The sequence below is a fragment of the Paraburkholderia sp. PGU19 genome (genome assembly GCF_013426915.1).
Lineage (GTDB): Bacteria > Pseudomonadota > Gammaproteobacteria > Burkholderiales > Burkholderiaceae > Paraburkholderia.
Window position 1 is genome coordinate 23,907 of the sequence record NZ_AP023179.1, and the last position, 18,143, is coordinate 42,049.

Sequence of the window (18,143 nt, forward strand, 5' to 3'; positions counted from 1 at the left end):
AAAGGCGCTACGGCCCGCGCTGGGCCGCAGGCTTTCAATTACCGACGGCGTCCGCCCTGCAGCGCTTCCGGATTCGCGACGCTCGACGTATCGCCCTGATCGAAGGCGAGAATGTTCTTGAACGCCGCGCTGAAATAAAGCTCGTAGCTTTCCTTCTCGACGTAGCCGATGTGCGGCGAGCAGATCACGTTCTCCATCCGCAGGAGGCTATAGCCCTGCAGGATCGGCTCGCTTTCGTAGACGTCGATCGCGACCATGCCCGGCCGGTTGTGCGACAGCGCGCCGATCAACGCATTCTCTTCGAGCAGTTCTGCGCGGCTCGTGTTGACGAAGAGCGCGGTCGGCTTCATACGCATCAGATCGTCCTGCTTGACGATGCCGCGCGTGTCGTCGTGCATGCGCAGATGCAGTGACAGCACGTCGCTCTGCTCGAACAGCGCCTCGCGGCTTTCCGCGACCTGATAGCCGTCGGCGAGCGCCGCTTCGCGGGTGTGATCGCGGCCCCAGATCAACACGTTCATGCCGAACGCCTTGCCGTAACCCGCGACCAGCCGGCCGATCTTGCCATAGCCCCAGATGCCGAGCGTCTGTCCGCGCAGCACCTGGCCAAGACCGAAGTTCGGCGGCAGCGCCGAGGTCTTCAGGCCGGACTGTTGCCAGGCCCCTTGCTTAAGGTTTGCCACGTATTGCGGAATGCGGCGTTGCGCGGCCATGATTAGGGCCCACGTCAGTTCGGCGGGCGCGATCGGTGAGCCGACGCCTTCGAGCACGGCAATGCCGCGCTCGGTACAGGCGGCGATGTCGATATGGCTTCCTGCACGGCCCGTCTGGCTGATCATGCGCAGATGCGGCAGCTTGTCGAGCAGTTGCGAGCTGATGCGGGTGCGTTCGCGAATCAGGACCAGCGCGTCGACTTCCGACAGGCGGCTGGCGAGTTGCCCCAGACCGCGAACGGTGTTGTTGAAAACCTTGACCTCGTGGTCGGCGAGCATTTGGAAACAGTCGAGCTTGCGGACAGCGTCTTGATAATCGTCAAGGATGGCAATCTTCATGGCGTATATGTTTTGCGACGCACCATGCGGGTGCGGAACGGAGAGTCTTATTCGGGTGTCCCATCATGTGACCTGGACCACATGATGCTTATTGTGAATGCCTTACCGTACAAGGAGCCGCTATGACGGAGCCACGACGGCGAGGCAAGTTCCCTCGTTTTTAACAGTTTGTTGCATGTCCACGCAAGCCGCTTTACAGACGGTTTCAACGTGTCGGCGACAGGCTGGAAGGCCCTTACGACTGCTGGATCGCGTGCATTGAAATACTTCGCGCCGATTATCGCCTCTCGCATGCAGCGTCGCTGGGCTAGGACCGTTTTTCTTTTTCTACCAAAACGGAGACAGCTCGATGAATCATCCCGCATTTGCAGGCCATTCGACCCTCGAAGCGCCTGCCTGGGTCAAACATCAAAAACTGATCGAGTGGGTGCAGCGCGTGGCCGCGCTGGCAAAACCAGAGCGGATCGTCTGGTGCGATGGCTCGCAGGAGGAATACGACCGTCTGAGCGCGCAGATGGTCGCAGCGGGCACCCTCAAGAAGCTCAACGCGGCTAAACGGCCCAACTCGTATCTCGCGTGGTCCGATCCGTCCGATGTCGCGCGTGTCGAGGATCGCACGTTCATCTGCTCCGAGCATCGCGAGGACGCCGGCCCGACCAACAACTGGATCGCGCCCGCCGAGATGCGCGCGACGCTCGACGGTCTCTTCGACGGCGCAATGCGCGGCCGCACGATGTACGTCGTGCCGTTCTCGATGGGCCCGCTCGGATCGCCGATCGCGCATATCGGCGTCGAGCTGACCGATAGCCCGTACGTCGTCACGAACATGCGGATCATGACGCGCATGGGCCGCAAGGTGTACGACGTGCTCGGCGAGGACGGCGCGTTCGTGCCGTGCGTGCATTCCGTCGGCGCGCCGCTCGCGGCGGGCCAGAAAGACGTCGCGTGGCCGTGCAATGACACGAAGTACATCGTCCATTTCCCCGAATCGCGCGAAATCTGGAGCTACGGCTCGGGCTACGGCGGCAACGCGCTGCTCGGCAAGAAGTGCTTCGCTCTGCGCATCGCATCGACGATGGGCCGCGACGAAGGCTGGCTCGCCGAGCACATGCTGGTGCTCGGCGTCACGTCGCCGGAAGGCAAGAAGCATCACGTCGCGGCTGCGTTTCCGTCGGCGTGCGGCAAGACCAACTTCGCGATGCTGATCCCACCGCAAGGCATGGACGGCTGGAAGATCACGACGATCGGCGACGACATCGCGTGGATCAAGCCGGGCAAGGACGGGCGTCTCTACGCGATCAATCCGGAGGCGGGCTATTTCGGCGTGGCGCCGGGCACGAGCGAAAAAACCAACTTCAATGCAATGGCGACGCTGAAGGAAAACGTGATCTTCACGAACGTCGCGCTCACCGACGACGGCGACGTCTGGTGGGAAGGCATGACGGACGAGCCGCCCGCGCATCTGATCGACTGGCAGGGCAAGGACTGGACGCCCGCGATCGCGAAGGAAACGGGGCGCAAGGCCGCGCACCCGAACGCGCGCTTCACGGCGGCCGCTTCGCAATGCCCATCGATCGACGCCGATTGGGAGAATCCGGCTGGCGTGCCGATTGACGCTTTCGTCTTCGGCGGCCGCCGCTCGACGACCGTGCCGCTCGTGACGGAAGCGCGCGACTGGGTCGAGGGCGTCTACATGGCCGCGACGATGGGCTCGGAAACGACGGCGGCCGCAGCCGGCCAGCAGGGCGTCGTGCGGCGCGATCCATTCGCGATGCTGCCGTTCTGCGGCTACAACATGAGCGACTACTTCGGCCACTGGCTAAAGACGGGCGCGAAACTGGAGCAGATGAACGCGCGCACGCCGAAGATTTTCTGCGTCAACTGGTTCCGCAAGGGCGACGACGGCAAGTTCGTGTGGCCGGGTTTTGGGGAAAACATGCGCGTGCTGCGCTGGATGATCGGCCGGGTCGAGGGCAAGGCGCAGGGCGAGGAGCATGCATTTGGCGTCTCGCCGCGCTACGAAGATATCGACTGGAACGGGCTCGACTTCACCCGCGAGCAGTTCGAGCAGGTGATTTCCGTCGATGATGCCGCGTGGCGCAAGGAACTCGCATTGCATAGCGAATTGTTCGACACGCTGAAACAAGGGCTGCCTGCCGCACTGCAAGATACGCGAAACGCGCTGGAGAAGAAGCTGGCCGTGTGATGTTGTGAGCGTCTACTAACCAACGACGAAGCCGCCTCCGGGCGGCTTTTCCGTCAATTCTGCCATTTTGGCGTCACCTTTCGACCCCCATTCTGCCACCGACGCGTCGCTTTCGCTGTTCGAGCTACCAACGCGATTCCGACGCGATGCAGCAAATTGTTTCGACAATGGGAACAATAGGCCATGTGCTATTCCGTCCCTTAAGATATTGACTCAAATTTTCATAAAATTTCTGCTTTCTTAGGCAACTTCTGCAGGATTTCCCTAGTCGTAGGAAAATCCCAAATGTGCTTCCTGTTCGCGGGGGAGCGGTAATACGGCAGGAGTTGTCCATGGATCATTTGCAGTCGATGCGAGTTTTCGTCAAAGTGGCGGATCTCGGAAGTTTTGCCCGCGCGGCTAGCGCGATGGATATTTCAAACGCAGTCGCCACCCGTCATGTCGCCGACCTGGAAGGTCGCCTCGGTACCCGACTGCTCAACCGCACCACACGTAGTCTCTCGTTGACCGAATCCGGTCAGGTATATCTGGAACGCGCCCGGCAGATTCTCGATGAGCTCGAGGACGTCGAGCAAATGGTCGTCGCGCGCAATCACGAGCCTGTTGGAACGCTACGCATCGTCGCGCCCGTCGTGTTCGGTCTGCATAACCTTGCGCCCGTGCTTCAGACGTACGCTGAGCGCTATCCGAAGGTGATTCCCGATGTGACGCTGGTCGACCGGCAGGTCGATCTCGTCGAAGAAGGATTTGACGTCGGTGTCGTGATCGCGCGGCATATGCGTAGCGCGAGCATCGTCACGCGGCGGCTCACGACGGGCTGTATGACCGTCTGCGCCACTCCCGCATATCTGGAGAAGCACGGCACGCCGACGCGGCCTGAGCAGCTTCTGGAGCATCCGTGCCTGTCGCTGCCGTCCGAATACTGGGGCGATGAGCGTGTATTCACTGGCCCGGACGGTGAAGTGCGCGTGCGTCCGACGAACGTGATCGTCGCGAACAATACGGAAATGCTGCGTCAGTTTGCGTTGCTCGGCATGGGCATCGCGATCCTGCCGAGCTATCTGATCGGACGCGACACGACGCGCGGCAAGCTGGTGCGGCTCCTGAGCGACTACCGTCTGCCGCAGGTCGAGATCAACATCGCCTACCCGAGCCGGCGGCATTTGCCAGCAAAGGTCCGTACGTTCATCGACCACCTCGTCGAGCATTTCAACCAGACGCCGAACAGCAAGCTTGGCGAACAATGGGTGAAGGACGGCGTGGAGCGCGCGCCGTCGATGCTCGAATCGACGGCTATGTCGATGCCGCCAGAGGCGTTTGACGGGGCCGAGCCGCTGTCGAGCCTGCTGGATGGCGAGATCCCGGCCAAGCCGGCGACACGCACACTGAACCGTTCACGCGGCATCGTTTCGCCGACGCATTGAGGCGCACGCAGCGGCGTTTCGGATAGACGATAAAAAAGCGCAGTCACCGTCAAAGGTGACTGCGCTTTTTGTTGCGCGCTTGTGTGCGTCAGGCTGCGCGCGCCGACAAGGTTATGAACCCGTCTTGCGCGCTGCCGTTTTCGCTGCCGTCGTCTTGGCGGCGGCCTTCTTTGCAGGCGCTTTCTTGGCAGCAGCCGTCTTCGCGGCGACCTTCTTTGCCGGTGCTTCGTTCGCTGCCTCGTCGTTTGCGGATTCGGGCGCCGCCTTGGCTGCGGACTTCGCGGCCGTCTTCTTCGCTGCGCCTTCCTTCGGCTCTTTCTTTTCGAACTCGAAGCCGATCTTGCCGTCGCTCTGTTTGACGAGGAATGCCTTGAAGTTGCGGCCCGTGCGCGACGACTTGAAGTTCGTCAGCAGGTCGGTGCGTCCGTTCTCCAGCAGCTTCGCCATCTGCTCGCGCGCGATTTCCTGCTGCAGGATCACCTTGCCCGAACGGAAGTCGCAGGTCTTCGGATTCGCGACCGAGTTCTCGCAGACATAGCTCATGCCGTGCTCGAACACCTTGCCGCTGCACTTCGGACACGCGCCAACGGGCGTTTGCTCGGAGAAGTCCGGCGCTTCGCCGTCTTCGCCGCCCTGATCCTGACCGAAGTCGAACTCGAGCTTGTAGTTCTTCGTTTCGTCGTCGAACGAGAGCTTGAGGATCGCCGAAAACGGCCGGCCCATCTTGCTGCGGAAACCGGAAAGCGGACCGATTTGCTTCTTCTGCAACAGTTCTTCGACTTCCTCGATTTCGAACTGCCGGCCGCCCGGAATCTTCGAGATCGAGAACTCGCACTTCGTGCAGGCGAAGCGCCGGTAGTTTTCCTTCACCTGGCCGCCGCAGTTGGGGCAGGGCGTCTGCAGCGTCGCGTAGTCGCCGGGAATCGTGTCGGAGTCGTACTCCTTCGCGCGCTTCACGATGGTCTGCGTCATGCGGGCGATTTCCTGCATGAACGCGTCGCGCTGCAGCTTGCCGCGCTCCATCTGCGACAGCTTGTATTCCCATTCGCCCGTCAGTTCCGGCGCAGTCAGTTCCTTCACGTCGAGTCCGCGCAGCAGCGTCATCAGCTGGAAAGCCTTCGCGGTCGGAATCAGCTCGCGCCCTTCGCGGACCAGATACTTTTCACCCAGCAGACCTTCGATGATGGCCGCGCGCGTGGCCGGCGTGCCAAGCCCCTTTGCAGCCATCGCCTCGCGCAGTTCGTCGTCTTCGACGAGCTTGCCCGCGCCTTCCATCGCCGACAGCAGCGTCGCTTCGTTGTAGCGTGCGGGCGGCTTCGTCACGAGTTGCTGCGCGGCGATCTTGTCCGTCTTGACCTTCTCGCCCTTCTGAACGGGGACGAGATTCGCGTCTTCTCCGGCCGTCTCGCGGCCATAGATCTGCAGCCAGCCCGGCTCGACGAGCACCTTGCCTTCAGTCTTGAAATGATGGCCGACGACTTCCGTAATACGCGTGGTAACGCGGAACTCGGCAGCCGGGAAGAACACCGCGAGGAAGCGCTTGACGACGAGGTCGTACAGCTTCTGCTCTGGCTCGGAGAGCGCTTTGGGCGCTTGCAGCGTCGGGATGATAGCGAAGTGATCACTGATCTTCGAATTGTCGAAGATGCGCTTGTTCGGCTTCACCCAGCCCTTGTCGAGCACCTGCTTCGCGTACGGCAGATAGTTGTTGCTCTCCTTGAGCATCTCCAGCGTGTGCTTGACCGTCTCCTGGTAGTCTTCCGGCAGCGCGCGCGCGTCGGTACGGGGGTAGGTCAGCACCTTGTGCTTTTCGTACAGCGCCTGGGCGAGCCCGAGCGTGTTCTTGGCCGAAAAGCCGAAACGTCCGTTGGCTTCGCGCTGCAGGCTGGTGAGGTCGAAGAGCGCAGGCGACAGTTGCGTCGACGGCTTCGATTCCTCCGTCACGATGCCCGTCTGGCCGCGACAGGCGGCGACGATCGTTTCGGCAGCTGGCAGGCTCCAGAGGCGCGAATCGCGCTTTTCCGGATCGAACTCGTCTTTCTTGAACTTCGGGTCGTACCAGCGGCCTTCGTAGAAGCCCGCCGCACAGACGAATTCAGCCTTCACTTCCCAATAGTCGCGCGGCACGAAGCGGCGAATCTTCTCTTCGCGCTCGACGACGATCGACAGCGTCGGCGTCTGCACGCGGCCGACGGTGGTCAGGAAGAAGCCGCCGCCCTTGCTGTTGAACGCGGTCATCGCGCGCGTGCCGTTGATGCCGACCAGCCAGTCCGCTTCCGAGCGGCAGCGCGCCGCGTCCGCGAGCGGCTGCATGTCGGTGTCGCTACGCAGTTGCGCGAAGCCGTCGCGGATCGCGGCGGGCGTCATCGACTGCAGCCACAGGCGCTGCACCGGCTGCTTCGCTTTTGCGTGCTGCGCGATCAGACGGAAAATGAGCTCGCCCTCGCGCCCCGCGTCACATGCGTTGATCAGGCGATCGACGTCCTTGCGCTTGATCAGCCTGTTCAGGACCTTCAGCCGCGACTCGCTTTTCGCGATTGGATGCAGATCGAAATGCGGCGGAATAACGGGGAGATTGGCGAAACTCCATTTTCCCCGTTTGACTTCATATTCTTCCGGCGCAGCGATCTCCACGAGATGGCCGACCGCCGACGAAAGGACGAAATCGTCGTTTTCGAAGTACTCGTCATGCTTGGTAAAACCGCCCAAAGCCCGCGCGATGTCGTTCGCGACGGATGGCTTTTCGGCGATGATCAGTGCTTTGGACATGACTGAAAATAAATTGGTGGATTCGGGCCGGGACCTCGGGTTTTCCAACCCGGGTTTGGCACCCATTAACGACCGCTTTATAGCACACGCCGCCGCAACGGCAACCGGTGAGCCCAAAAAAGCGGGTCATCTTAATTGCGCTCAGATCAATTGGGCAAGCGCGTGACAGGCGCTACAGATGGCGCTTTCGCGTCGATCGCGAGCCGGTTTTCCCGTATCGCGCAACGATTTTTGCAAATGCCCTGTGCTGCGCTCACCCGTATGTTTAAAAACGGGGCCGGGACAATCCCGGTGTTTCACAGATGTTTCAGGCTTCGAGCAGAGCCGGGCGCATTTTCGGCGCGCCCTTGACGCCTGGCAGCGCGGTCAGATCGACCAGCATCCGCTCGACAATCGACGCCTGTGGCAAGACCGTTCCGAAAAACCGGGTAGTCACGCTGTCTTCTATAAGAATTGTGGGGAAATTCTCAACGTCAAGGTCGTCGAAACGGTCTGCGTGAGTCTCGATATCGATCCATGCGAAGCAGATATCCGGATGCCTGTCCGCGAGCGTGTCGAACGCGGTGCGGTACTCGCGGCAGGTCCCGCACCATTCCGCACACAAACACGCCACGAAAAGCGTCTCGCTGTCACTAACGAGTTCGGCGATCCGTCTAGCGTCGGTGTCCAGGTTCAGCGCGGGCATGGCGGTTTCCTTCGGTATTGCATGGGTTATTTGGCGCGAATGTAGCACGAGGCGTCACCCATTGCGCGCCGCGCGGACGTACCGGCCGCCGGGTAGCGCACACAGTTCGCCCGCCAGTTCGAGCCGCAGCAGCGTGCTTTGCAACAGCGTGTCGTCCATGTCGGTGCGTTCTGCCAGGATTTCAAGCGTGGCGGGCGCGTGGCCGAGCGCGTCGAGCAGACGCCTGGCCTCGGCCGGCACTGGCGTCCCGCTTTCTGGCAGGGTGTCGTCATCGGCGTGAGACGGCTTCGTGACCGCCCGGAGCCGGGGCATCTGCGCGGGCGGTGGCGGAGCGGCAAACCCAAGCTCTTCGAGCACCTCTTCCGGCGTTTCGACGAGTTTCGCGCCCTGTTTGATCATCCGATGGCAGCCACGCGCGAGCGGCGCGTGGATCGAACCCGGAATCGCGAACACATCGCGCCCCATCTCGTTCGCGAACCGTGCCGTAATCAGCGAGCCGGAGCGCATCGCCGCCTCGACGATCAGCACGCCGCCGACGAGTCCCGCGATCAGCCGGTTACGCTGCGGAAAATTGGCGGACCGGGCGGGCGTGCCGAGCGGCCATTCCGACACGAGCGCGCCGTGTCCGGCTATCTGATGCGCGAGAGCGTGATGCGAGCCGGGGTAGACGAGATCCGCGCCCGTGCCGATGACGGCGACCGTGCTGCCGCGCCCTTGAAGCGCGCCGCGATGCGCCGCGCCATCGACGCCCGACGCAAGGCCCGACACCACGGTCAACCCCGCGTCCGAAAAGGCGCGGGCGAAGCGGGTCGCGTCTTCGATACCCTGTGGCGTCGCGCTTCGGCTCCCGACTACGGCGATACTGCGCGCGTGCAGCAGTTCGACCCGACCCTTTACATATAGCAGCGGCGGCGGATCGGGCATGGTCAGCAAAAGAGGCGGATAGGCGGCATCGTCGAGCGTGACGAGCGCGTTGCCGGGCGACTCGCGCCACGCCCGCACTGCGTCGAGCTGCGCGGAAAAGTCCGCGGGCGGTGGCGCGAGCGCGGCCCGGGCGGTGGCTTCATCGGTGACTTCGGCGAGTGCCGCGAAGCTCTGCGAGAGCACGGCTTCGGGCAGCCCGAAGGCCGCGAGCAAGCGGCGCAGGGAAGCCGGGTTCAGACCCGGCGCCGTCGAAAGCCGCAACCAGGCGGCGAGTTCCTGGTCTGTCAGGGGAAGCGTCTGCATGGCTGGCGTCCTCGCGCACGGCAACCAGCCTTTCAGTCGCCATGCTAAAATTTTCATCATCCGAAATATTCCGAAACCACTGCTGCGCCGCGCCCGCGGGAGCCTGCGGACATGCGCTCGAACGTCGAACTGGCGTTGAATCAACACGGTTCGGCCACTATCTATCCTGTGCGTGTCGCGCCTGGCGAACAACCTGGCCGAATGGCCAATCGCGCGACTTGTAACCGGGTCGGCGCCCAATCAATTTCAGGACCATGGCTTTACTCAACATCCTCAACTACCCGGACAAGCGTCTGCACAAGGTCGCGAAGCCGGTCGAAAAGGTCGATGACCGTATCCGCAAGCTCGTCGCCGATATGGCCGAGACGATGTACGCCGCGCCCGGCGTAGGGCTCGCCGCGACCCAGGTGGACGTGCACGAGCGCGTGATCGTGATCGACGTGTCCGATGCGCACGACGAACTGCGCGCGTTCATCAACCCGGAAATCATCTGGTCGAGCGACGAAAGGGAGATCCACGAAGAAGGCTGCCTGTCGGTGCCCGGGATCTACGACAACGTCGAGCGCGCCGAAAAGGTGCGCGTGCGCGCGCTGAACGAGAAAGGCGAAACTTTCGAGCTGGATTGCGAAGGGCTGCTCGCCGTCTGCATCCAGCACGAAATGGATCATTTGATGGGCAAGGTGTTCGTCGAGTACCTGTCGCCGCTCAAGCAGACGCGTATCAAGAACAAGATGAAAAAGCTCGCGCACGCGATGTAACGCGCTTTCCGACCGCTTCCGCTATCAGCACATGAGTCATTCGTTGCGCGTCATCTTCGCCGGCACCCCGGAATTCGCCGCCGCGGCGCTCGCCGCGATCCACCAGGCCGGTTTTCCGGTGCCGCTCGTCCTGACCCAGCCGGACCGGCCGGCCGGCCGCGGCATGAAATTGCAGGCAAGCCCGGTCAAGCGTTACGCGCAGGAGCACGGCATCGAGGTCGCGCAGCCGCCTTCGCTGCGCCGTAACGGCAAGTTCCCGGCCGAAGCGACGGCCGCCATTGACCAGTTGCGCGCCACTCCGAACGACGTCATGGTGGTGGCCGCCTACGGCCTGTTGTTGCCGCAGGAAGTGCTCGACATCGCGCCGCATGGGTGCATCAACATTCACGCTTCGTTGCTTCCGCGCTGGCGAGGCGCGGCGCCGATTCACCGCGCAATCGAAGCAGGCGACGCCGAAACGGGCATCACGCTGATGCAGATGGACGCGGGCCTCGACACGGGCGCGATGATTTCTGAGGTCCGTACGCCGATCCACGACACCGACACGACGGCGACGCTGCATGACCGTCTCGCCGATGCGGGCGCGAAACTGATCGTCGACGCGCTGATCGAACTGGAGCGCAGCGGCAAGCTCGCAGCGACGCCACAGCCCGCCAGCGGTGCAACGTACGCCGAGAAGATTGGCAAGCACGAAGCGGCGCTCGACTGGCGGCGCCCGGCAGCGGAACTGGCGCGCCAGGTTCGCGCCTTCGACCCGTTCCCCGGCGGGGCGGCGACGCTCGACGGCGCGGTGCTGAAAATCTGGTCAGCCGCGCCTATCGACGCCCCGAGCCAGGCCGGACCCGGCACGATCGTCGACGTATCGCCCGAAGGCGTCGTCGTGGCTTGCGGCGACGGCGCGTTGCGCATCACGCAACTGCAGAAACCCGGCGGCAAACGCCTGCCGGTGCGCGATTTCCTTGCCGGCTCGACGCTTGCCGCGGGCCAGCGGTTCGACCTCGTGCAGTCACAATAACGGCGCGCGTTCGGTCGTACCATCTGACGTTCGGCCAGGGCGCGCCGCGCTCTTGCGGCGCGTTAGAATCTTCGGTGCAACTCCGCCTGAAGAGGATTTCATGTTCGGCATCACCCATTTCGAGTTCTTCGTCGTCGCTGTCTTTCTGCTCAACGTCACGCCGGGGCCCGACACCGCTTATATCGTCGGCCGAAGCGTCGCGCAGGGGCGCCGCGCGGGGCTGATGTCGGCGCTCGGCATTTCGGCCGGATGCTGCGTGCACTCGCTCGCGTGCGCGTTCGGGCTGACCGCACTGCTGGCTGCATCGGCTACGGCCTTCACGGTGATCAAGTTCGTCGGCGCGATCTATCTCGTGTATCTCGGCGTGCGCCTCATTCTCGTGAAGCCCGAAGCCGGCCAGGCCACGGGCGAAACGCGCGCTCCCGGCGCACCAAAGTCGTTGCGGCAGCTTTTCATGCAAGGTTTCTGGACCAATGTGCTGAATCCGAAGGTCGTGCTGTTCTTTGTGTCATTTTTTCCGCAATTCGTGACCGCCGACAGCAACAACAAGATCCTGGCGTTTCTCACGCTCGGCGTCGTGTTCGTCGTGATGAGCATGGCTTGGAACAGCTTTGTCGCGTGGATTGCGGGCAGCGTCACGCGTCGGTTCTCCGGTAAGCCCGGTGTCAAGAAGTGGCTGGACCGCACTGTCGGCAGCGCATTTGTCGGGCTTGGAATCAGGCTCGCCACGGCAACGCGGTGATTGAATTTTTCACGCTCGCCCATATCTAACAGATTGCTTACAATCATTCGCCGCGAGCACGCGGCACGGATATCGAACCGCGTGGCGGGCAAGGAGTCTTTGAAATGTTCAACTGGGTGAAAACCGCGATGCTGATGGCCGCGATCACGGCACTCTTCATCGTGATCGGCGGCATGATCGGCGGCCAGCGCGGCATGATGCTCGCGTTGCTGATCGCGCTCGGCATGAATTTCTTCTCGTACTGGTTTTCGGACAAGATGGTCCTGCGCATGTACAACGCCCAGGAAGTCGACGAAACGAGCGCGCCGCAGTTTTACCGGATGGTGCGCGAACTCTCGACACGCGCCAATCTGCCGATGCCGCGCGTCTACCTGATCGACGAAGACCAGCCGAATGCCTTCGCGACGGGCCGCAATCCGGAACACGCGGCCGTCGCCGCGACGACAGGCATTCTGCGCGTACTGTCCGAACGCGAAATGCGCGGCGTGATGGCGCACGAACTGGCGCACGTGAAGCACCGCGACATTCTGATCTCGACCATTTCGGCGACGATGGCGGGCGCGATCTCCGCGCTCGCGAACTTCGCGATGTTCTTCGGCGGGCGTGACGAAAACGGCCGTCCGTCGAATCCGATCGCGAGCATCGCCGTCGCGCTGCTTGCGCCTATCGCGGCCGCGCTGATCCAGATGGCGATTTCCCGCGCACGTGAATTCGAAGCGGACCGTGGCGGCGCGCAGATTTCGGGCGATCCGCAAGCGCTCGCGTCGGCGCTCGACAAGATTCATCGCTACGCGAACGGCATCCCGTTCCCGACGGCCGAGGCGCATCCGGCCACCGCGCAGATGATGATCATGAATCCGCTGTCGGGCGGCGGCATCGCGAACCTGTTCTCGACGCACCCGGCCACCGAGGAGCGCGTTGCCCGTCTGATGGAGATGGCGCGCACGGGACGCTTCGACTAAGCGGACTGGCCGAACGGAGTCGGCAGGACTTTCGCGGCAGCGTTGCAAGGGGGCGAGTTCGACTCGCCCCTTTTTCCTTTCAAATTCTCATCGCACCGCCTTATGCCACCGGCCCGCGGCCCACGTCACGCTACAATGTGGCGTTTGCGCGACACTTTCCATGCGCGCCTGTTTTCCGCCTCTTCATGACCCGAAAGCCTTCCAAGCCTGCTTCGCCGCAGCGTTCGCGCGACTCCCGTCTGTCGGCGTTGCACCTCGCGCCTGAATCCCTCGGTTTCGCGCTCGACTGCGCGGCGCAAGCCATTGGCGCCGTGCGCCTTGGCGCGGCCCTGCCGGCTGCATTGCAGTCGAGCTTCATGTCGTTGCCGGAGAGTGTCGCAACGGCCTCGCGCGGCGCTGTGCAGGACATCGCCTACCGGACGATGCGCCGGCTCGGCACAGCCGAATGGCTGATCGTGAAACTCGTGCGCAAGGCGCCGCCGCCGCATATCGCGCATGTGCTGGCGTGCGCGCTCGCATTGCTGGCCGATGACGAGAGCGACGCGGCCTACGCGCCTTTCACGGTCGTCGATCAGGCCGTGGATGCGATCGGCGCGCGGCGCGAGTTCGCGTTTGCGAAAGGGCTGGTCAACGCGGTGCTGCGCAACTTCTTGCGGGAGCGCGAGGCATTGCTCGCCGATGCAAAGAACGACGCCGTCGCTCACTGGAACTATCCGGTCTGGTGGATCGACGCAGTACGCAATGCATGGCCCGATGCGTGGCAGGACATGCTCGCCGCAGGCAACAGCCAGGGTCCGCTGACGCTGCGCGTGAACGCGCGCCGCTCTACTGTCGAGGCCTACCTGCAAACGTTGCGCGATCATCAGATTGCCGCGACTCAGGCGGGCGACCATGCCGTGCGTCTCGACACGCCGATGCCCGTCGACCGCATTCCCGGTTTCAGCGAAGGCGTCGTCTCCGTGCAGGACGCGGGGGCGCAACTGGCCGCGCAGTTGCTCGGCGTGCGCGACGGCATGCGCGTGCTGGATGCGTGCGCAGCGCCCGGTGGCAAAACGGGCCATCTGCTCGAACTCGCCGACATCGATCTGATCGCGCTCGAAAGCGACGCGACGCGCGCGCGACGCATCGGCGAAAACCTGCAGCGTTTGGGTTTGCACGCGCATGTGCGAGTCGGCGATGCGGGCAATCCGGCGCAATGGCACGACGCCGCCGATCTGCCTTTCGATCGCATTCTCGCCGACGTGCCCTGTTCGGCTTCGGGCATCGTGCGCCGTCATCCGGACATTCGCTGGTTGCGCCGCGCGTCGGACATTCCCGCGCTCGTCGAAGAACAGCGCCGCATTCTCGAAGCGCTGTGGCCGCTCGTCAAAACGGGCGGCGAGTTGTTGTACGTTACGTGCTCGATCTTTCCCGAAGAAGGCGAGTTGCAGGCTCAGTGGTTTGGAAACCAGCACGCGGATGCGGTACGATTGGACGCGCCGGGGCAACTGCTCCCAGCAGTCGCCCGCGCGCCCGCCGACGTATCGGCTGGTTCCCGCGCCGGACAAAGCACTGGTTCGAGCTTAGACCACGACGGATTCTTCTACGCGCGCTTTCAGAAACGGTGATCATCAAACGCTTTCTTCCGCTTCGGCTCGTGGCCGCGCTCTGGATTGCGCTGGCCCTTTGCCTGATGGCAGCCGGGCCGGCGCGAGCCGAATCGATCGCCGTGCAGCGCGCGTCCCTGCAATCCGACGGCAGCGGCTGGAGCCTCGATGCGCGTTTCGAGTTCGAGCTGAACAGCAATCTCGAAGATGCCGTCAACAAAGGCATACCGGTTTACTTCACAACGGACTTCGAACTGAGCCGGCCGCGCTGGTACTGGTTCGACGAACAGCCGGTGAGCGTCTCGCAAAGCATCCGGCTTTCGTTCCAGCCGCTCACGCGCGAGTACCGCGTGTCGACGGGCGGTTTGCAGCTCGGCTTCGCTTCGCTGAACGAGGCGCTGGCCGTCATCAAGCATGTCACATCATGGCATGTGATCGATCGCAATCAGGTTCATCCGGGAGAAACGTACACTGCATCCGTGCGCATGCAGCTCGATATCGCATTGATGCCCAAGCCGTTCCAGATCGACGCGGTCAACAACCGCGACTGGAATCTCGCTTCCGACTGGAAGCGCTTTACCTTCACGGTGACCGAACGTGCTAAATAAAGTGCGCCGCGCCACCAGTGTCGGCAGCCTCGTCCTGCGGGTGCTGGTGTCGACGGTGGCCGTCACGGCTGTCCTGCTGCTCGTGCTGCTCGCAGCAGCGAGCGCGAATACCGAGTTCTTCGATCGCTACTACGGCTGGCTCTACGCGGCCAACGTCGCCGTCGCGCTGATCTTCATGCTGATCGTCGCGGTGCTCGTCGTCATCATCGTCACGCGATTACGCAAGGGAAAGTTCGGCACACGGCTGCTGGCGAAGCTCGCATTCTTCTTCGCGCTGGTCGGCGTGGTGCCGGGCGGCATCATCTACATCGTGTCGTATCAGTTCGTGTCGCGCAGTATCGAATCGTGGTTCGACGTGAATGTCGAAACGGCGTTGACCTCCGGGCTGAATCTCGGACGCGGCATGCTCGACGCGTCGCTGTCCGATCTGCAAACCAAAGGCCGCCTGATGGCCGAGCAGCTCGCGAGCGCGGATTCCGCCGGCACGACGCTCACGCTCTTGCGTTTGCGCGACCAGTTCGGCGTGCAGGATGCGACGATCGTCGAACCGTCGCGCAGTATGTCGGGCCCGACGCCGGAGATGCACGTGGTCGCGCAGGCGACCAGCAATTATGCGTCGCTGGTGCCTAGCGATCTGCCCACGCCGATCATGATCGAGCAGGCGCGTGGCCGCGGCTTTGCATCGATTGAAGGTGAAGTGGATGGCGATCCGAAAGCGCGCGGCGCGAAGGGCGCATTGCGTCTGCGCATCGTGCAGCGCATTCCGGACGCCAACGCCTCGCAGTTGCAGCCGACCGAGCGTTTCCTGCAACTCACGCAGCCCGTGTCGCAATCATTGGCGCGTAACGCGGATGCCGTGCAGCGCGCGTATCGCGAGTATCAGGAGAAAGCGATTGGGCGCACGGGCTTGCGCAAGATGTATATCGGCACGCTGACGCTCGCGCTGTTCCTCGCGACCTTTATCGCGATGATGCTCGCGCTCGCGCTCGGCAATCAGCTCGCGCGGCCGCTGTTCCTGCTTGCGCAAGGCACGAAGGAAGTGACGGAAGGCGACTACACGCCGAAGCGCGAGATCAAGTCGCGCGATGAACTGGGCTTCCTCACGCAGTCGTTCAACGCGATGACGCGCCAGTTGTCTGAAGCGCGCGCGGCCGTCGAAGCAAACCGCGTCGCACTCGAACATTCGAAGGCGTACCTCGAGAGCATTCTCGCGAACCTGACAGCGGGCGTGTTCGTCTTCGACCGGCAGTTCCGCCTGACCACGGCCAATCGTGGCGCGGAGCGTATCTTCCGTCAGCCGTTCGCGTCGCTGTTCGGTTCGTCGCTGGATCGCATCAGCGTGTTGAGCGAATTCGGCGCGATGGTGCGTAAGGCGTTCGCGGATCTCGAAGCGGCGGGCGGCGACGATCAGGGCGACACAGGACACTGGCAACAGCAGATGGCGCTGCAGGTCCCGGGCGAAGCCGATCCGCTGACGCTGCTCGTGCGCGGCGCGCGGCTCGTGTCGGCGGCGGGCAGCGACAGCGACGATGAAGAGACGTCCGGTTACGTCGTCGTGTTCGACGATATCTCCGACGTGATCTCCGCGCAGCGTTCGATCGCATGGGGCGAAGTCGCGCGGCGTCTCGCGCACGAGATCAAGAATCCTCTTACGCCGATCCAACTTTCGGCCGAGCGCTTGCAGATGAAGCTTACTGACAAGCTCTCGCCATCGGATGCAGACGTATTGAAGCGCGGTGCCACTACAATCGTGAATCAGGTCGCCGCGATGAAGCAGATGGTCGACGATTTCCGCGACTACGCGCGGACGCCGCCGGCCGTGCTTTCGAATCTGCAACTGAACGAACTGGTCAGCGAAGTGCTGACGCTGTATGGAATCGAAGAAGGCAAGACTCCGATTGTCGTCGAATTGGCGGACTTGCCCGTTATACGAGGTGACGCGACGCAATTGCGTCAGGTGATCCATAACCTCCTGCAGAACGCACAGGATGCTGTCGCCGATATCGGGCAACCGCGTGTGTTGCTTGAGACGAGGACAGTAGAATATGGCGATCCCGACGCAGAGGGCAAAGTGAGCGTCGCGGTGCGATTGACCGTGTCGGACAACGGTCCGGGCTTCCCCGCGCGCATCCTCACGCGTGCGTTCGAACCTTACGTGACGACCAAAGCCAAAGGAACAGGTCTTGGACTCGCCATGGTCAAGAAGATCGTCGATGAACACGGCGCACGGATCGACATTCGCAATCGCCTGAAAGCGGGCGATGTGATTGAAGGCGCGCAAATTTCGATCCTCTTCCTACAACTCGCAGACAACAAGGCTGCGGCGCCTGGAAGCGGGCCGCAGGCGGTGCACGGCAGTGGCGGTGCATCGCAGGGAAAGACAAAAGCAACAGTGCAGACAAGGGCAGCTTAAATGGCAACCATCCTGGTGGTAGATGATGAAATGGGCATCCGGGAATTGCTCTCGGAGATCCTGAGCGACGAAGGGCATGTCGTGGAGGTCGCGGAGAACGCGCAGGAGGCGCGCGACTACCGGCTCCGCCAGGCACCCGATCTGGTGCTGCTCGACATCTGGATGCCCGATACCGATGGCGTCACGTTGCTCAAGGAATGGGCCGCGCAGGCGCTACTCACGATGCCCGTCATCATGATGTCGGGCCACGCGACCATCGATACGGCCGTCGAAGCGACCAAGATCGGCGCGCTCAACTTCCTTGAGAAACCGATCGCGCTGCAGAAGCTGCTGAAGGCCGTCGAGCAGGGGCTAGCGCGCGGCAGCGCGGCGCCCGCGGCGGGCGGCGTGGCAGCGAAGCCGGTGATGGTGACGAATGCGTCGGCCGTGGCATCGGCGGCTGCGCTGCCGATGATGTCGGCGGACAGTCTGAGCGGCGGCATGCTGTCCGCGCAGACGGCATCGATTTCATTCGACATTCCGCTGCGCGATGCACGCGACGCGTTCGAGCGCGCGTACTTCGAGTATCACCTCGCGCGCGAGAACGGCAGCATGACGCGCGTCGCCGAAAAGACGGGGCTCGAGCGAACGCATTTGTATCGCAAGCTCAAGCAGTTGGGCGTCGATCTCGGCAAGAACAAAGGCGAATAAACGCCT

14 protein-coding genes are annotated in these 18,143 nt (G+C 62.9%); 10 read left to right on the plus strand and 4 right to left on the minus strand.

What is annotated here, in order from left to right; genetic code table 11:
- Window positions 1-38 precede the first annotated feature (38 nt).
- Window positions 39-1,052 (minus strand): D-2-hydroxyacid dehydrogenase family protein, encoded by a 1,014-nt coding sequence (locus H1204_RS00120; protein WP_180729307.1) that lies wholly within the window; start codon window positions 1,050-1,052, stop codon window positions 39-41.
- A gap of 349 nt (window positions 1,053-1,401) precedes the next feature.
- Between H1204_RS00120 and H1204_RS00125 the strand changes: the two genes are divergently transcribed.
- Together H1204_RS00125 and H1204_RS00130 are read left to right on the plus strand one after the other, a co-directional pair.
- Window positions 1,402-3,258, plus strand: coding sequence for a phosphoenolpyruvate carboxykinase (GTP) (locus H1204_RS00125; RefSeq protein WP_180729308.1), 1,857 nt, complete (start codon window positions 1,402-1,404; stop codon window positions 3,256-3,258).
- Window positions 3,259-3,590: 332 nt separating this feature from the next.
- Window positions 3,591-4,682, plus strand: coding sequence for a LysR family transcriptional regulator (locus tag H1204_RS00130; RefSeq protein WP_180721175.1), 1,092 nt, complete (start codon window positions 3,591-3,593; stop codon window positions 4,680-4,682).
- A gap of 111 nt (window positions 4,683-4,793) precedes the next feature.
- On the opposite strand, the gene H1204_RS00135 is transcribed toward H1204_RS00130, so the two are convergent.
- The 3 genes from H1204_RS00135 to dprA all read right to left on the minus strand — a co-directional run bounded on the left by H1204_RS00135 (window position 4,794) and on the right by dprA (window position 9,363).
- Window positions 4,794-7,451, minus strand: coding sequence for a DNA topoisomerase III (locus H1204_RS00135; protein ID WP_180729309.1), 2,658 nt, complete (start codon window positions 7,449-7,451; stop codon window positions 4,794-4,796).
- 307 nt (window positions 7,452-7,758) lie between these two features.
- Window positions 7,759-8,136: a thioredoxin family protein gene (locus tag H1204_RS00140; RefSeq protein ID WP_180729310.1), complete on the minus strand. Its 378-nt coding sequence runs from the start codon at window positions 8,134-8,136 to the stop codon at window positions 7,759-7,761.
- 54 nt (window positions 8,137-8,190) lie between these two features.
- Window positions 8,191-9,363, minus strand: coding sequence for a DNA-processing protein DprA (gene dprA, locus H1204_RS00145; RefSeq protein WP_180729311.1), 1,173 nt, complete (start codon window positions 9,361-9,363; stop codon window positions 8,191-8,193).
- Window positions 9,364-9,617: 254 nt separating this feature from the next.
- Here dprA and def point away from each other — a divergent pair, with 254 nt between their 5' ends.
- The 8 genes from def to esaR all read left to right on the plus strand — a co-directional run bounded on the left by def (window position 9,618) and on the right by esaR (window position 18,137).
- A complete protein-coding gene (gene def, locus H1204_RS00150) occupies window positions 9,618-10,121 on the plus strand; it encodes a peptide deformylase (RefSeq protein WP_180729312.1) in 504 nt (167 codons plus the stop codon).
- A gap of 31 nt (window positions 10,122-10,152) precedes the next feature.
- Window positions 10,153-11,136 carry a methionyl-tRNA formyltransferase gene (gene fmt / locus H1204_RS00155; RefSeq protein ID WP_180729313.1) on the plus strand — a complete coding sequence of 328 codons (984 nt, stop codon included), beginning with the start codon at window positions 10,153-10,155 and terminating at the stop codon, window positions 11,134-11,136.
- Between the two features lie 100 nt (window positions 11,137-11,236).
- Entirely contained in the window at window positions 11,237-11,878 is a 642-nt protein-coding gene (locus H1204_RS00160; protein ID WP_180729314.1) for a LysE family translocator, read from the plus strand.
- Window positions 11,879-11,982: 104 nt separating this feature from the next.
- Window positions 11,983-12,840, plus strand: a complete 858-nt coding sequence (htpX, locus tag H1204_RS00165; protein ID WP_180729315.1) for a zinc metalloprotease HtpX — start codon at window positions 11,983-11,985, stop codon at window positions 12,838-12,840.
- A gap of 185 nt (window positions 12,841-13,025) precedes the next feature.
- On the plus strand, window positions 13,026-14,447 hold the full coding sequence (gene rsmB / locus H1204_RS00170; protein WP_180729316.1) for a 16S rRNA (cytosine(967)-C(5))-methyltransferase RsmB: 1,422 nt from the start codon (window positions 13,026-13,028) through the stop codon (window positions 14,445-14,447).
- Window positions 14,444-15,034 carry a DUF4390 domain-containing protein gene (locus H1204_RS00175; RefSeq protein WP_180729317.1) on the plus strand — a complete coding sequence of 197 codons (591 nt, stop codon included), beginning with the start codon at window positions 14,444-14,446 and terminating at the stop codon, window positions 15,032-15,034. Before rsmB ends, H1204_RS00175 begins: the two co-directional genes overlap by 4 nt.
- Entirely contained in the window at window positions 15,024-17,447 is a 2,424-nt protein-coding gene (locus H1204_RS00180; RefSeq protein WP_180729318.1) for a PAS domain-containing sensor histidine kinase, read from the plus strand. Before H1204_RS00175 ends, H1204_RS00180 begins: the two co-directional genes overlap by 11 nt.
- Complete coding sequence (gene esaR / locus H1204_RS00185) at window positions 17,448-18,137, plus strand: response regulator transcription factor EsaR (protein WP_180729319.1); 690 nt, start codon at window positions 17,448-17,450, stop codon at window positions 18,135-18,137.
- The last annotated feature ends 6 nt before the right edge of the window (window positions 18,138-18,143 follow it).